Origin of the sequence: Centipeda infelix ATCC 43532 (assembly GCF_000234095.1) — a bacterium.
In the GTDB taxonomy this organism is placed as follows: domain Bacteria; phylum Bacillota; class Negativicutes; order Selenomonadales; family Selenomonadaceae; genus Centipeda; species Centipeda infelix.
This window is the reverse complement of sequence record NZ_JH376799.1, coordinates 542,657-558,550: the sequence shown is the minus strand read 5'-3', so window position 1 is coordinate 558,550 and position 15,894 is coordinate 542,657. Positions and strand designations below refer to the sequence as shown.

At 56.9% G+C, this 15,894-nt stretch carries 14 protein-coding genes; 13 read left to right on the top strand and 1 reads right to left on the bottom strand.

The annotated features are described in order from the left end of the window. The first annotated feature begins 7 nt into the window (after window positions 1–7). From pseC to HMPREF9334_RS08700, 7 genes are read left to right on the top strand one after another with little or no spacing between them, the layout of a single operon-like run. Complete coding sequence (gene pseC, locus HMPREF9334_RS08730) at window positions 8–1,156, top strand: UDP-4-amino-4,6-dideoxy-N-acetyl-beta-L-altrosamine transaminase (RefSeq protein ID WP_006693105.1); 1,149 nt, start codon at window positions 8–10, stop codon at window positions 1,154–1,156. A 12-nt stretch (window positions 1,157–1,168) separates the two neighbouring features. Then, entirely contained in the window at window positions 1,169–2,968 is a 1,800-nt protein-coding gene (locus HMPREF9334_RS08725; protein WP_006693104.1) for a thiamine pyrophosphate-binding protein, read from the top strand. A gap of 9 nt (window positions 2,969–2,977) precedes the next feature. Beyond that, window positions 2,978–4,591, top strand: coding sequence for a UDP-2,4-diacetamido-2,4,6-trideoxy-beta-L-altropyranose hydrolase (pseG, locus tag HMPREF9334_RS11385; RefSeq protein ID WP_006693103.1), 1,614 nt, complete (start codon window positions 2,978–2,980; stop codon window positions 4,589–4,591). Then, window positions 4,572–5,609: a pseudaminic acid synthase gene (gene pseI, locus HMPREF9334_RS08715; RefSeq protein WP_006693102.1), complete on the top strand. Its 1,038-nt coding sequence runs from the start codon at window positions 4,572–4,574 to the stop codon at window positions 5,607–5,609. Before pseG ends, pseI begins: the two co-directional genes overlap by 20 nt. A 23-nt stretch (window positions 5,610–5,632) precedes the next feature. Next, window positions 5,633–6,526 (top strand): NAD-dependent epimerase/dehydratase family protein, encoded by an 894-nt coding sequence (locus HMPREF9334_RS08710; RefSeq protein WP_006693101.1) that lies wholly within the window; start codon window positions 5,633–5,635, stop codon window positions 6,524–6,526. Between the two features lie 32 nt (window positions 6,527–6,558). Next, the gene (rfbH, locus tag HMPREF9334_RS08705) at window positions 6,559–7,890 is read left to right on the top strand and encodes a lipopolysaccharide biosynthesis protein RfbH (protein ID WP_006693100.1); all 1,332 of its coding nucleotides are present in this window, start codon (window positions 6,559–6,561) and stop codon (window positions 7,888–7,890) included. A 25-nt stretch (window positions 7,891–7,915) separates the two neighbouring features. Beyond that, the gene (locus tag HMPREF9334_RS08700; RefSeq protein ID WP_006693099.1) at window positions 7,916–9,739 is read left to right on the top strand and encodes a glycosyltransferase family 2 protein; all 1,824 of its coding nucleotides are present in this window, start codon (window positions 7,916–7,918) and stop codon (window positions 9,737–9,739) included. Between the two features lie 67 nt (window positions 9,740–9,806). Here the strand turns inward: HMPREF9334_RS08700 and HMPREF9334_RS08695 are convergent, their stop codons facing one another. Next, window positions 9,807–10,952 carry a YibE/F family protein gene (locus HMPREF9334_RS08695; protein WP_039957446.1) on the bottom strand — a complete coding sequence of 382 codons (1,146 nt, stop codon included), beginning with the start codon at window positions 10,950–10,952 and terminating at the stop codon, window positions 9,807–9,809. Window positions 10,953–11,292: 340 nt separating this feature from the next. Here HMPREF9334_RS08695 and HMPREF9334_RS08685 point away from each other — a divergent pair, with 340 nt between their 5' ends. The 6 genes from HMPREF9334_RS08685 to HMPREF9334_RS08660 all read left to right on the top strand — a co-directional run bounded on the left by HMPREF9334_RS08685 (window position 11,293) and on the right by HMPREF9334_RS08660 (window position 15,879). Next, window positions 11,293–11,493 carry a hypothetical protein gene (locus HMPREF9334_RS08685; RefSeq protein WP_006693097.1) on the top strand — a complete coding sequence of 67 codons (201 nt, stop codon included), beginning with the start codon at window positions 11,293–11,295 and terminating at the stop codon, window positions 11,491–11,493. A gap of 305 nt (window positions 11,494–11,798) precedes the next feature. Further along, window positions 11,799–12,110: an HMA2 domain-containing protein gene (locus tag HMPREF9334_RS08680; RefSeq protein ID WP_006693096.1), complete on the top strand. Its 312-nt coding sequence runs from the start codon at window positions 11,799–11,801 to the stop codon at window positions 12,108–12,110. Next, a complete protein-coding gene (locus HMPREF9334_RS08675) occupies window positions 12,107–12,826 on the top strand; it encodes an HMA2 domain-containing protein (protein WP_006693095.1) in 720 nt (239 codons plus the stop codon). The genes HMPREF9334_RS08680 and HMPREF9334_RS08675 overlap by 4 nt, the downstream gene beginning before the upstream one ends. Further along, entirely contained in the window at window positions 12,823–14,934 is a 2,112-nt protein-coding gene (locus HMPREF9334_RS08670; protein WP_006693094.1) for a heavy metal translocating P-type ATPase, read from the top strand. Before HMPREF9334_RS08675 ends, HMPREF9334_RS08670 begins: the two co-directional genes overlap by 4 nt. Before the next feature lie 130 nt (window positions 14,935–15,064). Beyond that, window positions 15,065–15,478, top strand: a complete 414-nt coding sequence (locus tag HMPREF9334_RS08665) for a hypothetical protein (RefSeq protein WP_006693093.1) — start codon at window positions 15,065–15,067, stop codon at window positions 15,476–15,478. Between the two features lie 119 nt (window positions 15,479–15,597). Beyond that, window positions 15,598–15,879 carry a flagellar biosynthesis anti-sigma factor FlgM gene (locus HMPREF9334_RS08660; RefSeq protein ID WP_039957470.1) on the top strand — a complete coding sequence of 94 codons (282 nt, stop codon included), beginning with the start codon at window positions 15,598–15,600 and terminating at the stop codon, window positions 15,877–15,879. Window positions 15,880–15,894: the final 15 nt, after the last annotated feature.

The following is a 15,894-nucleotide window of genomic DNA, read 5'->3' as shown; positions in this document are numbered from 1 at the left end:
GTGCGGTATGATCTACTACGGACATCAGCATATCACAAATGAGGATATCGAGGCGGTACGGGAGGTTCTGACCTCCGATTTTCTGACACAGGGACCTGCGATTGAGCGTTTTGAACGATCGGTGGCAGGGTATTGTGGTGCGGCGTACGCCGTGGCAGTAACGAATGCGACAGCGGCACTGCATATCGCCTGTCAGGCGGCAGGGCTGGGGAAAGGGGATGTGCTCTGGACAAGCCCCGTCACCTTCGTTGCGTCTGCGAACTGTGCCCGCTACTGCGGTGCAGACGTGGACTTTGTCGATATCGACGATAAGACCTATAATATGAGTGTCGCGCCACTTGAGAAGAAACTCAAGACGGCAAAGAAGCTGCCGAAGGTTGTTGTTCCTGTTCATCTTGCAGGACAGTCCTGTGCGATGCAGCGCATTTGGGAGCTGTCGCGGGAGTATGGTTTCACCGTGATCGAGGATGCTTCTCATGCCATCGGTGGCTCTTATCAGAATGATCAAGTCGGCTCCTGCACATATTCGGATATGACGGTATTCAGCTTTCATCCGGTGAAGATCATCACGACGGGGGAGGGCGGGATGGTTCTGACGAATCGGCAGGAGCTTTGCGACGCATTGCAGCTCTATCGCAGTCACGGCATTACGCGGGATCCTTCCCGTATGACACGCGGGGCGGATGAACCGTGGTACTATGAGCAGATTGCGCTCGGCTGCAACTACCGCATGACGGATCTGCAAGCGGCGCTTGGCGCGAGCCAGATGACGAAGCTGGATGCGTTTGTTGCACGGCGCAGACAGCTCGTCCAGCGTTATCATGAGAAACTGAACGGGCTGCCGATTCGTACGCCCTACTGTCTGCCGGAAGCCAATCCGTCATGGCACCTCTATATCGTGCGGCTTGATCTTGATCGTGTAAAAAAGAGCAAGCAGGAGATCTTTGCCGGGATGAAGGAGCACGGTGTTATGCTGAACCTCCACTACATCCCCGTGCATCTGCAGCCGTATTATCGGGACCTTGGATTCGGGGACGGAGATTTCCCCGTGAGTGAGCAGTACTATCGTGAGGCACTGACGCTGCCGCTTTACTATGATCTGACCGACGCGCAGCAGGATGAGATCATTGCGGCATTGCGCGATGTGCTTGCATAGAGGAGGTATGCCATGAAACTGTCGGACTATGTTGTCGAGTTCCTACGGCGGCGGGAGGTACAGGATGTGTTTCTGCTCTCGGGTGGGGGCATTATGCATCTGCTCGACTCGCTTGCCAAGGAAGACCGCATCCACAAATACTACAATCTGCACGAGCAGGCATCGGGTTTTGCCGCTGACGGCTACGCGCAGTATGCGAACAAGCTCGGTGTCGTCTTTGCGACAACGGGACCTGGGGCGACGAATGTCGTGACTTCGCTCGCTTCGGCGTACATCGACTCGACGCCGCTGCTTGTTATCTCGGGACAGGTGCGGCGTGACACAATCACTACACTTGCGGGTGTGCGTCAGACAGGGGCACAGGAAGTTGGCATCATTCCGATTGTTGAATCTGTGACAAAATATGCCGTCACAGTGATGGATCCTGCGGATATTCGTTACGTTCTGGAGCGTGCTGTATATACTGCGCTCCATAATCGACCGGGCACGGTCTGGGTTGACATCCCGCTCGACGTGCAGGCGGCAGAGATTGACCCAAGCTCCCTGCGCGGGTACAAGCCTGAGGAAAAGGCTGCTGCGGCGAATGCGGAGGACTTGAGGGAAATCGCGGCGATGCTTGCCGCAGCAAAGCGTCCCGTGATCCTCGCCGGAACAGGCGTTATGCTCGCTGGCGCACGCGAGGCGTTCGTACAGATGGTGAACGAATTGCAGATTCCGACGGTAACCTCGCGCCGTGCACGTCGGCTCTTCCATCGTGGCGGTGACCGCTATTTTTATGGAAGTGCGGGCATGGTTGCGCCGCGTTATGCAAACTATGTTCTCCAGAATGCGGACTTTCTGCTCGTCATTGGGAGCGGGCTGCGCTATTATCTCACAGCATACAACGATGCGAATTTCGCTCCGCATGCACGCAAGGCGATTGTCAACATCCATCCGTCTGAAATCGAAAAGCTCGGCATGACGGTCGACAAGGCGGTTGTTATGGATGCGGTAGCATTTATTGCGGCATTTTCGGATCTTTGCCGTATGCGCAAGATGCCCGATTGGCAGGGATGGATCGCCTATGCTGACGAGATGCGGGAGAAGTACCCCGCGCTCTCTGAGGTTATTCCCCACGTGGACGGGTTGACGGACGGCTACATGGTCACGAAGTACATCAATCAGTATGCAGGCACGGATGACGTGTATGTTGCGTCCCCTTCTGCATTTGCCTATGGCTATAACGTCTACGAGCTGCACGATGGGCAGGAGTACATCTGCCCCGTCGGGCTCGGGAGCATGGGGACAGGGCTGCCGTGCGCCATCGGCGCGTGCATCGCCTCGGGAAAAAAGCGCACGATCCTCGGCGAGGGGGACGGCAGCCTGCAGCACAACATACAGGAGCTTGCCCTCCTGCGCCAGTACGATTTGCCGATCAAGATCTTCATCGACAGCAACAACGGCTATCGGCAGATCTACACCATGCAGCAGATGCATTTTGCGGGACGGTTCGCGGGCTGCACGCCGGAGTCGGGCGTCGGCATGCCGAACCTCTGCAGTATTGCTGAGGCATATGGGCTGGACTACTACGAGATCGTGTGTGCTGACGAGACAGAGGAGATCGTGCGCCGCGCACTTGCGGACGATGTGCCTGCCATCATCAATATGGTCAGCTCGCCCGCCGTGGAGTTCGTTCCCATCATCAAGAGCCGCATCGGTGCGGACGGCAAGATGATCTCGTCGAAGCTTGAGGATCTCTACCCGTTCCTTCCAGAGGAAGAGCAGCGGAGAAATATGGAACGCTGCAGGAAGATGACAGAATCTGCCCGATAGGAGAGCCGAATGAACATCGTATTCCGTGTTGATGCTTCGGCACAGATCGGCAGCGGTCACGTCATGCGCTGTCTGACGCTCGCCAAGCGATATCGCAGGGAAGGGCATACGGTCTCCTTCGTGATGCGGGCGCTCCCGTCGAACCTCATTACCTTCGTCGAGGAGGCGGGCTTTTCCGTTTACTCTTTGCCGTATGTGAAATCACGGCAGATGCTTACGGGATATCTTGCGTGGCTGTCCGTCACGCAGGAGCAGGACGCACAGGAGACGACAGCTGTGTTGCGCACGATGGGGCAGGTCGACCGTCTTATTGTCGATCACTACGCACTGGATGCTGCATGGGAGACTGTCTGCCGTCCGTACGCGCGTGAGATTATGGTGATCGACGATCTTGCGAATCGGCAGCACGATGCGGACATCCTGCTCGATCAGAATTTCTATGAAAATGCGGCAGAGCGTTACGTGGGACTTGTCCCTCATGAATGCCGCCTCCTCCTCGGACCGCAGCACGCGCTTTTGCGTGATGAATTCTATGAAATAAAGCCGCGCAGACGGACGGGAGAACTGTACAATATCCTTATCTTTTACGGCGGCAGCGATCTGACCGATGAGACGAGCAAAGCTCTTCGTGCACTGTTTTCAATGAATATGCATGGTGTTGAAGTCGACGTTGTTGTGGGAAAAACGAATCCGCAAATGGAGAGCGTTCGCAAACGATGTGCAGATCATAAGAACATCCGCTATCACTGTCAGGTCGAGAATATGGCGGAGCTGATGAATGCCGCAGATCTCGCCCTCGGTGCGGGGGGGACGACGACGTGGGAACGTCTTGCTCTCGGGCTGCCCTCCATTGTGACCGCGATCGCCGACAACCAGATCGAGATCTGCGAGAACTGTGTACATGCAGGATTGATCGACTACCTCGGATGCGCTGAGGCGGTGACAGAGGGGGATCTCGTCCGCGCAGTCACCGCCTTTCGTGAGGGACGGGGGGCAGCCTCTCGCACACTCCTTGATGCAGCGCCGGAAGGCGGTGTTCTCTTCCTGACGAACAACAGCAATACGCTGCCGCTCCTTGCGTGGATTGGAGAGCGGGCGAATGTCTGTCACTATACTGGTGTGCTGACTCCTGCGATGCTGCACCGTCTGAAGCCGCAGCTTGTCGTCAGCTTCAACTATGTGCATCTCATCAAAGAAGATATTCTTCAACTGCTTGCGGGACGTATTGTCAATCTGCATATCTCCTATCTGCCATGGAATCGTGGTTCATCGCCGAATATTTGGAGCTTTATTGAGGATACCCCCAAAGGTGTGACCATTCATGTGCTTGATCAGGGACTTGATACCGGCGCAGTCATTGCACAGCGTGTTGTAGATTTTGATGAGAGAGAGGACACCCTTGCTACATCGTATCAAAAATTGATCGATGTAATCATTGGCCTGTTCAAGGAACATTGGGACCGTATTTTGAGCGGAAATTACAACACAACGCCTCAGCGAGGAAAAGGCACTTACCATACGAAGAAAGATTTGGAGACGTTTCTTGCGGGGCGACGGCTTACGTGGGAGATGACAATCACAGAGTTCAAGGAGAGATTTGTCCGTGGAAAATCTGAGATTTAATGCGTTGACGAAGCCCTTCATCATTGCAGAGATGAGCGGCAATCACAATCAATCATTGGAGCGTGCGCTCCGCATTGTTGACGCTGCGGCAGAGGCGGGCGTTGATGCGATCAAACTCCAAACCTATACGGCGGATACGATGACCCTTGATCTCAATGAAGGGGATTTTTTTATCTCCAACCCTCAAAGCCCGTGGTGCGGATCATCACTCTACGAGCTCTATCAGAAGGCGCATACACCGTGGGCGTGGCAGGAGAAGATCTTTGCCCGTGCGCGGGAGCACGGCCTTATCTGTTTTAGCACCCCGTTTGACGTGACGGCAGTTGATTTTCTCGAAGAACTGGGCGCACCGTGCTATAAGATTGCATCGTTCGAGAATACCGATCTGCCGCTCATCCGCAAGGTGGCGCGGACGGGGAAGCCTCTCATTGTCTCGACGGGGATGGCGACCGTCGCAGATCTGGATGAGCTGGTGCGGACGGCACGTGAAAACGGATGCAGCGACATCACACTACTCAAATGCACAAGCAGTTATCCTGCAACACCCGCAGGTTCAAATATCCTAACAATCCCGCACATGAAGGCGTTGTTTGGCTGCAATGTCGGGTTGTCGGATCATACGCTCGGCATCGGGGCGGCCGTGGCGAGCATTGCGCTCGGTGCGACTGTGATCGAAAAGCACTTTACCCTCGCGCGTGCGGACGGAGGAGTGGACAGCGCGTTCTCGATGGAACCGGAGGAGATGACACTGCTTGTGCGTGAATGCCGTGCAGCGTGGGAGGCTCTCGGTGAGATCAGCTACGCGGTACAGCCGCAAGAGGAGAAGTCACTTGTCTTTCGGCGCAGTCTCTATATTGTCGAGGATATGAAGGCGGGCGATGTGATTACGGAAGGGAATATGCGCGCGATTCGTCCCGGCTATGGACTCTCGCCGCGCTACTATGATGTCCTGCTCGGCAGACGGGTCGGATGCAATGTGCGGCGTGGTACGCCGCTGTCGTGGGAGCTGCTGGGGTAGAGGATGGAATTTACGGGGGATCCATGAAGAAATATATCATCACAGGCGCGGCGGGATTTCTCGGCTGCAATCTTACAGAGCGGCTGATGCAGGAAGAGAATGCACATATCTATGCCGTTGTGCGTCCGAACTCACCGCATAATGCACGCCTTACTCCGTCGGAGCAGCTGACCATCGTACCAGCCGACCTGTCGGACTATGCGCGTCTTGATGAGATGATTGGCACACCGTGCGATGTGTTCTTTCATCTCGCATGGCAGGGCACGCGCTATGACTTTGCCGCGCAGTACGGGAACATCGCGGATACGCTTGGGGCACTGGAGGCGGCGGCGCGCCTTGGCTGCCATCGCTTTATCTGTACGGGCTCACAGGCGGAGTACGGGCGGCAGACCGCCGTCATCACGGAGGAGACGTGTCCGCATCCCGTTTGCGCCTATGGGGCTGCAAAGCTCGCCGCGTGTGTGCTCTCGCGGCAGTGTGCGGCAGATCTCGGTGTCGTGTGGATCTGGGGGCGTGTGTTCAGCCTCTATGGGAAGTATGAGCAGGAGGGACGGATGCTGCCCGCACTTGTGAAATCCCTGCGTTCAGAACAGACCTTTGCGCTTTCCTCTTCGGGTACGCAGAATTGGGACTATCTCTATGCCACAGATGCTGCGGATGCGCTCTTTGCACTTGCCGAACGGGGGCGCACGGGCGAGATCTACAACATCGCGCATGGCGAATACAGACACTTGCGGGAGTTTATCGAGGCGGCGCGGGCGGTGATTGCTCCGCAGTGTGATGTCGTCTATGGAGCGACGAATGCGGATGTATTTTCCCTTCAACCGTCTGTGGAGAAGATTTGCCGTGATACGGGGTGGCAGCCCATGACGGATTTTGTTGACGGGCTGCGGTGCGGGTATGGGCTTTTATCTTGAGAAGGAATCAATGTTGATGGATGGAGAGCAACATGACTGAGCAGGAGATGCGTGGGGAGATTCTTGCCTTGGTGCGGGAATACTGCGAAAAATATCATGCGCCGAAGGAGACCTTTGTGCCGGGGGATCGGCTGCCGTATGCGGCGCGTGTCTACGATCACGAGGAAATGGAGAGTCTTGTAGAGAGTGCGCTGGAATTCTGGCTGACGGCGGGGCACTATACGGAGGAGTTCGAGCGCGGTCTTGCGGCATTCTTGGGCGTGAAGCATTGCTCGCTTGTCAATTCGGGGTCGTCGGCGAATCTCCTTGCCTTTATGGCACTCACCTCCCCACTCCTCGGAGAGAGGGCTGTGCGGCGCGGCGATGAGGTTATCACGGTCGCGGCGGGGTTTCCGACAACGGTTGCTCCGATCATTCAGTACGGCGCGGTACCCGTTTTTGTGGATGTGATGCTGCCGACGTACAATGTGGATGTAAGTCTCCTAGAGGGGGCACGCTCAGAGCGGACAAAGGCGGTGATGATCGCACATACGCTCGGCAATCCGTTCGATCTTGCGGCGGTGAAGTCGTTCTGTGACGCGCACAATCTGTGGCTGGTCGAGGACAACTGCGACGCGCTCGGATCGCAGTACACGCTGCATGGAGAGACACACTATACGGGGACGATCGGCGACATCGGTACGTCGAGCTTCTATCCGCCGCATCATATGACGATGGGCGAGGGCGGTGCGGTCTATACGAATGATGCGCTGCTGCACCGCATCGTACGCTCCCTGCGCGACTGGGGGCGTGACTGCATCTGTGCATCGGGCCAGGACAATCTCTGCGGTCGCCGTTTCGACCGACAGGACGGAGAGCTGCCGCGCGGCTACGATCACAAATACGTCTATTCGCATTTCGGCTATAATCTGAAGGCGACGGATCTGCAGGCGGCAATCGGCGTGGCGCAGCTGAAGAAGCTGCCGTCCTTCGTGGAGGGGCGGCGGCACAACTTCGCTCGTCTGCGTGCGGCACTTGCGGATATGGAGGCCTTTTTCGTTCTGCCCGAGGCAACAGAGAACACCGCTCCGAGCTGGTTTGGCTTCCTGCTGACCTGCCGCGAAGGTATCGAACGCGCAAAGATTGTACGCTATATTGAGGAGCATGGCATCCAGACGCGGATGCTCTTTGCGGGGAATCTGACGAAGCATCCCTGCTTTGACGAGATGCGGCGTACCGGCGAGGGCTACCGTATTGCGGGAGAACTCACACAGACCGACCACATTATGAACGATACGTTCTGGCTTGGTGTCTACCCGGGGCTGACGGATGAGAAGATCGACTATATGGCGCAGATCGTAAAGGATGCGGTGCTCGTACAGTAAGCGCTGCGGTTGAGGAGGAGTAGTGATGGATAAGGAACAGATGCGGTCTCTGCTGGAGGTATCCGTTGAGGCGGTGGACTATATCGCAGCCGTGATCGAGCACGGGACAGACGATCCCGCCGTTTCGGAGCTGATGGATAATCTGCGCAGGATCGCGGCGGCTGTCGAAGCAGAGATGCAGGGGGCGGACGGCCTCCTGCAAAAGGTATATCTGTACGCACGTAATATTCAGGCATCGATGGAGGAGCTGCAGCATGATTCATCTCTGTTTGCACGCGTGTTTTCCTGTGAGATCCGTCCGTTCATCCTCGAAATACAGCGCCTATGGCATCTAGCGGCAGAGGTTCTTTCAGACGAAGGACGCAGGGCGCAACAGCAAGCGGCATTGATGCAGGCGATGCGCGACCTGCACACTGCGCCACAATCGGAATATCCATACGACGTGACGATTGTACTGTGCGCCTATAATAAGTTGGAGTACACAAAGGCTGCGGTCGAGAGTATCTTTGCCCACACGGATTTTTCGAGCGGGCGGGTGGAGCTCATCACCATCAACAACGGCTCAGACGATGGCACGCGCGAGTATTTTGAGAGCCTGCCGCATGCAAAGAAGATCAATTTGAAATACAATATTCTCGGCTTCAATGCGGTGCAGTATATTGCGGAGGGACGGTACTACGTCGGTTATTCGAACGATGTCATTGCAACGCCGCACTGGCTCGATCAGCTCTATGCGGCAATGGAGTCGGATGCGCATATTGCGCAGGCAGTCCCGACGTGCAATGAGGAGGGCGTGTCGAACGATCAGGGGGTTCCCGTTCCCTATCCGAATACCTTTGCGGGGCTTGAACGGATGCAGGAATTTGCCGCTGCACACAATCATCTGAATCCGACACTCTGGGAGGAGCGCAGTCTGCTGATGCCGTTTCTTGCCATAACGCGTACGGATGTCTATCGAATGGGGCTGGTTGATCCCATCTATACGCGTGCGGAGTTCGTGGACGATGATCTGTCTACGCTCCTGCGGCGCACGGGATGGCGGCAGCTGCTCTTGAAGGATACCTTTATGCACCACTTTGGCGGGGTGACGCTCGGTACGGATCGATGCAACGCTGTAAATAATTCGATTGTGGAGATGCGGAGTGTTTACTACAAAAAATGGAGGGTAGATGCATGGGATTCGCGAGGAGTTTTTATTGGCGCGGAGGATGTGTGGAAGTGGCACGAATTTCGTGTGGATGAGCGGGTATTGGTACTCGAACCGCGGTTTGGACACCTTGCTTGTGATCTCTTTAACGCCTATCGGCGCAGTGGGTATACACCGCATATGACGGCGGCAGTCTTTGATAAACGCTACCTGCCGGATACGGACTATCTGTTTGATGAGACAGCTGCTGCGCAGCATATCGGTGACATTCCGGTGCAGGGGCGGTACGATATTATCTCGGCGGGGTGCTATCTGGATGAATTGCCGCTCGGCGATGTTTTTGCCGATCTGGAACGGCTCTATGAGCGTCTTGCACCGGGGGGGATGCTGCTTCTTCCCGTGCGGAATCCGGGCAGTGCCTATGAGCTGACTTATATCATGGATACCGGAGGTCGCGATATCTATTGTAGCGGAAATGAGGTGAAGCCATGGCGAGCCATTCCCTATCGGCCTCTTTTGCGTGCGATCGACGTCCATCCGTATCTGCATCGGTATAAGGTTCACTCCATGGTATATCATGAGGATGCACCTGTGATCGAGCATATGAAACAACTGCTGTCCCGCGATGGAAATATGTCGTCCGATGCAACGTTGGATCTGTCTGCCCGCATGTTTTTTCTTGGTGTTTTTAAGGAAGCATAGACGCATATAAAAAGCCCCCGTTTGTGGGGGGCGGTATTCGATATGGATAAGGGGATACTGCATGAAATTATGTGCTTTCGTGCAGCTGCTCCCTTTTTTTGCGCCGCGGGCGGATGGTGATGAGAAAGGCGGTGGCGTAGGCGGTGATGGGAATGGCACAGAGGAGGCCGATGCTGCCGATGAGGGAGCGTACGACTTCGGTTGCGATCATGTTGAGGTTCATGACGTGCAGCAGCGGGAGGTCAGGCTGTGCGGAGATGAGGAGGATGAGGGGCAGTGCACCGCCGATGTAGGCAAGGACAAGGGTGTTCGCCATGGTGCCCATGACATCGCGGCCGACATTCAGCCCCGAGGTGACGAGTGCCTGAAATTTCGTCTTGGGGGCGAGCTGCTTCATCTCGTACTGGGCGGAGGCAATCGATACCGCTACGTCCATAACCGCGCCAAGCGCACCGAGCACAATGCCGGAGAACAGCAGCTCACGAAAGTCTACGTCCTTGAAATAGAGCACTTTGAGCATGCCCGCCTGTTCCTCGGAGACACCTGTGAGATAGGTGCAGTGGATGGCAAGTACGGCGACGAGACTTGCGATGAGGATACCGCCGATCGTTCCGATGATGGCTCCCGCTGATTTGACGTTGCGGCCGTTGACGATGAGCTGGGTCGCGAGCGTGATGGCTGCACCGATGAGGATGGTCCACAGGAGAATGTGTGAGGGCGCAAAGAGAATGAGAGCGATGAGACCCTTTGCAATGAGCAGGACGGCAAAGAGGAGAACGAGGAGTGCCTTTGCACCCGTCATGCCGCCAAAGCATATGAGAAGCGCGGCAAAGCCGAGGAATAGTGCAAACATTGCGGGGAGGCGGTCATAGTCGACGATGGCATAGCTGTCGTTCTCCGCACGGATGATGATGTTCTCGCCCTCCTGCGGATGGATGTCAAAGGCGGGATTGTTCAGTGTCCGATGTATGATCGTCGCCTCTGTGCCCTCCGCAGGTCCTGAATCTATGCGCAGGTGCACCTCGTACTGGATGCTGCCGGGAGCGAATGCCTTGATCTCGTTCTCTGTCTCCATGACGCTCAGAACCTCTGCCTTGTACGTCGGCGGATCGCCGGTCTCGCCGGCGGGTAAATGCGTGAGGACATAGAGGACTACGCCAAGGATAAGACATATGGAAAGGAAGCGGACGAAGCGCCGCGGATGAATCTTCATGATGGTCAGCCTTTCGTGGAATGCTTTGATGGATGGAATTATCATACACAGTGATAATGATATTTAGATGAGTATGATGTCAATAGTTATTCCTGATTATCGCGGGGCTATTGACATGTTCGTTATTCTCACATATACTGAGAATAACACGATGGTTCCAGAGAGGACAGCGACATTGTCGCTGTTTTCATGGCGCAGGAATTATCATCGTCGAACGAATCTGCTCAGGGAAGCCGCAAGCCTGCCTTTGGGGGATGAGGAGACGTTCACTCGATATGAGGCAAAGCGCCAAGAAGCGAAAATGCCCTGATTCGGGCAATAGAACAGAGGAGGAATTATCATGTTCTCGAAGACAGATTTCTGGATTGGTCTTGCCGTTGGTGCGGTTGCCGGTATTTTTGGCTACCGCTTCATGCAGGAGCGCACGCAGCAGCTTGCAGCTCTTGAGGCAGGTCAGGCGGATCTTTCGCTGGCGGAGCTCCAGCGTCAGAAGGAGGAGCTTGAGGATCTGATTGCGGCGCAGTCTGCATCGGAGAAGTAAGGAATCGCTGATAAAATGAAGTCCGTCAGATTGGCACAGGTTTTTCTGTCCGATTGAGGCAGCAAACCGGACGCATAGCCAAAGCTATGTGGAGGATTTGCTAACGAAAAGCGGGCAAAAAAGATGCGCTAAGATGGCGTGGCTGAATTTATCAGTGCTTCCGTAAGCGAGGGTTCCACTGGGCTCGGGGCTGTTGCGCGGCATTGCGCACAGCCCTTTTTTCAAAAACCATACTGCAGTACAGGTGCTGCAGAACATCATAGACGTAAATAGACATAAAAAGAAAGGGAGGAAACGAGTTTCCCATGAATATTTTCGATACGATCAAAAATGCGATACCGCAGTCGGCGATGGATGTATTCGTCCGCACGACGGACATTGCATCTTATATGCCGGGGCGCGTGCGCCTCTACAGCAAGCAGCTCGTGAACAATGCGGCGCTCGAGGCGGAGGTACAGGCACGTCTCGGAAAGCTTGCGGAGATTGAGCGCGTGGAGACGAATATCGAGACGGGGTCAATTCTCATCACATATGAGCCGGAGCGTCTGCGCGCGAACGCCCAGCTGCGCCGCGTGGAGGACTATATGCGTACCCATGCGAGGAGGAAGGCGTCATGAACTATGTTTCAGGGCTGATGCTTGGCGCGTCGATCGCAAATATGCTGCGCCAGACACTCGGTGGTTCGGGAAGCGGCGGCGCGTCCTTTGCACAGGGCATGGGCGGCGGCCGCGGACGCTTCATGCAGGGGAATATGTTCTCGTCCGATCCGAGCGGTCTTGCCGGTGGAGCTTCGGCACTTGCCGGGCTCTTTGGCGGTGGTCGGACGGGTGGGACCGGGGCAACGGCTGCACAGGTGCGGACACAGGAGAGCGCAGAGAAGCCCTTTATCTGTGTGCACGCATCGTGCGGACGGCGGCGCTATCGGACACCGTATCTGACTGCGGAATTCGCAAAGGTGCTTGAGGCGGAGCTTGCGCGTCTTCCGTTTGTGACGGCGGTGCGTGCCAACGCGCTCGCGGGGAGCATCCTGCTCGTCTATGCGCCGGAGGATGAGGCGCATATCCTCGTCCTTGCAGAGGGGTTGGAGGCGATCTTTGCGGAGGGGCGCACGGCTCCGCCGCCCGCGACACTCGCGCAGAGTGTGCGCCGCTCGGTGCACGATTTCAGCGGATGGATTCAGCGAAATACGGGCGGTGCGCTCGATCTGAGCTCGGTGGTCGCGGGCGTATTCGTCCTGCGCGGCATACGCCAGCTCGTGCTCTCGAACAATACGCCGTCGGGCTCGCAGATGCTCTGGTGGGCACTGACGCTGATGAGAGGGTGGAAGGTATGAAGCTCATACATACACGCATCCGCTTGCGCACGGCACTCCCGCGTGAGGATGCGCTGCGTCTGGCGGTGCGGATGCGCCGCTTCCCTGCGGTAACGGCGGCCTCGGTACGCGACTCTCATGTCGATGTCTGGCATGAGGGGGCGATTCCTGCCGCCCGTATGCTGGCGGCGGCGGAGCGTGCTGTACGCGAGGCGGCGGAGAAGTCGGTGACCCCGACGGAGCAGATGGCGGAGTTTCGGCGTGATGCGGTGATCTCGCTGGCGAGCTTTGCAGCGATGGAGCTGCTCAGGCGCGGTGCCCCCGAGCTCTTTGCCTCGATGACGGTACTGCGCTCCCTGCTTGTCCTCGGTATTTCGCGCAACTTCATCAAGACGGGGATCGGCGGACTGATCAAGGATCGGCAGCCGAATGCAGATACGCTGACGACGACGGCGGTGATCGCCTCGGTGCTCGCGGGCAAGCCGGAGTCGAGTCTCATGCTCCTCGCACTCAGCAACGGTGCGGAGATGCTGACGAGCTATGCCGCGGAGAAGGCACGCACACATATCTCGGGGCTGCTCTCGCTCGGGCAGCGCGATGTGTGGCTCGTTGAGGAAACACCGGACGGCGAGGTTGAGCGCAAGGTGCCCGTCGAGGAGGTGCGCCCCGGCGATATCGTCGCGGTACATGCGGGCGAGAAGATTGTGATCGACGGGCGTGTCCTACGGGGCGATGCGGCGGTGACGCAGGCATCCATTACGGGTGAATCTGCGCCTGCGATGAAGCACGAGGGGACACCGGTCTATGCGGGCAGCGTGGTCGAGGCGGGTGAGCTCGTCATTGCGGTGGAGAAGGTGGGCGGCGACACGTCTCTTGCACATATTGTCCACCTCGTCGAGGAGGCGCAGACGCGCCGTGCGCCTGTGCAGAATTTTGCCGACCAGATGGCGAACTATCTCGTGCCCGTGTCCTTCCTCGGTGCGGCGATTGTCTACGGGGCGACGCGCGACTGGGGACGGGTGCTGAACCTGCTCTTTATCGACTTCTCCTGCGGGCTCAAGCTCTCCACCGCGACGGCGATGTCGGCATCCATTGCGGCGGCGGCAAAGCGCGGCATTCTCGTCAAGGGCGGCAACTATGTGGAGGCACTCGCACGTACGGATACGGTAGTGCTCGACAAGACGGGGACGCTGACGGTCGGCGTGCCCGAGATCACGTTCATCCGTACGGCGGAAGGCGTAGAGGAAAAGGAAGTGATCCTGCTTGCGGCATCGGCAGAGGAGCACTCTGTGCATCCGCTTGCGGTCGCGATTCAGAAATATGTGGAGGAACAGGCATGGAAAGCTCCGCAGCACCGCTCCTCCAAGACGATTGTCGCGCGCGGCATGCTCGCCGAGGTGCCGGATTTCGAGGGATTTGCGGGCGGAACGATTCGCGTCGGCAGCCGTCGCTTTTTGCAGGAAAACGGCGTTGTGGACGAGGAAAATCTTATCGCATCAGTCACGGGGAAGAATCTTCTCTATGTGGCGCGTGACACGAAGCTCATCGGCGTTATCGGCATTGACGATCCGATCCGTCCGAAGATGAAAAAGACGCTGAACCAGCTGCGCCGCTGCGGCGTGGACGAGATTGTCATGCTGACAGGGGATGCGAAGGCGGTCGCTGCGGATGTGGCACGCGAGATGGACGTGGACTCCTATCATGCGGAGATCCTGCCCGAGGACAAGTCGCGCTACGTCAACCAGCTGCGCCAGCGCGGCACGGTCATGATGGTCGGCGACGGGATCAACGATGCTCCTGCACTCGCGTTTGCTGATGTGGGCGTTTCGCTCGGCGGACGGCAGACGGACATCGCAGCGGAATCCTCGGCAGTGACGATCCACTCGGAGGATCCGACGCGCCTCGTGGAGGCTCTGCGCATCGGTCAGCGGGCAATGCACCTTGTGCACCAGAACTTCAAGGCAACACTGCTCGTCAACTCGTCGGCGATGCTGCTCGGTGCGCTTGGCACGATCAGCCCGCTTGCGGCGGCGGCGATTCACAACACGGCAACGCTCGCGGTGGTGCTGAACAGCTGCCGCATCCTTACGCCGGAGGGCGGGATCTTCGCACAACGACGGCTGCGTTGACAGGGGCGATGTGTGCTCCTATGTCGAAGTATTGATTTTTCCTGCAACCTGTTGTAAAATACGAGAGAATACGTAGATAGGCTCGGATCATTCTTATACCGATCCGCTATTTGGGAGGAGAGTTTTGCCAATGGCAGGAAAGATGAAGAACTGCTCAAGCTGCGGGAAGGTGTTTGTTGCCATCAATAATGCGCGCATCTGTATGGACTGCCGCGAAAAGGAAGAGCAGTGGGAGAAGGCGATTGTCGAATATGTGCGCGAGCATCCGAAGTGCCAGATCGGTGAGATCGTTGAGGCAACGGGCGTACAGGAGCCCGTGGTTCGCCGTATGATCCGAGAGGGCCGCTTCATTTCGTCGGGGGCGGATCTCTTCTACCCCTGTGAGAAGTGCGGATCACCCATCCAGAAGGGCCAGTACTGCGACAAGTGCCAGAAGGAGATGCGTGACGAACTGACGGCGGCGGTTGCCAAGAAATCTGCCTCGGGGATGCGCACGGTGAGTGACGGCAGCGGTCGACGCGGATATGTTACGCTCGGTGATTGAGGAAGATTACAGGACACGTGCTTGAGAAAATACTCTTAAGTACGCGTCTTTTTTTTTCGATAAAGAATGTGAAAGCACTCCGACCAATTTTCGGAGGAAACTATTAGGTGGTGAAGAATATGTGGATCAGCAATCATGCAGTCTCGGCGGTGAGCCGTCTCTATGCGGGCAGCCAGATTACGGGATCACGCCGCGTGGATGCGGCGGGCTCTGTGCAGCATCCGGATGCGCTTGAGCTCTCGGGTGAGGCGCAGAGTTTTGGCGATATCCTGCAAAAGCTGCGCGGCATGGACGATGTGCGCTCGGAGCGCGTCGAGGCGCTCGCAGCACATACGGCGGACGGCAGCTATGCGCCTTCCTCCTCGGATATTGCGGCGAAGATGCTCGCGATGCGCTATTGATATAGGGGCAGACTT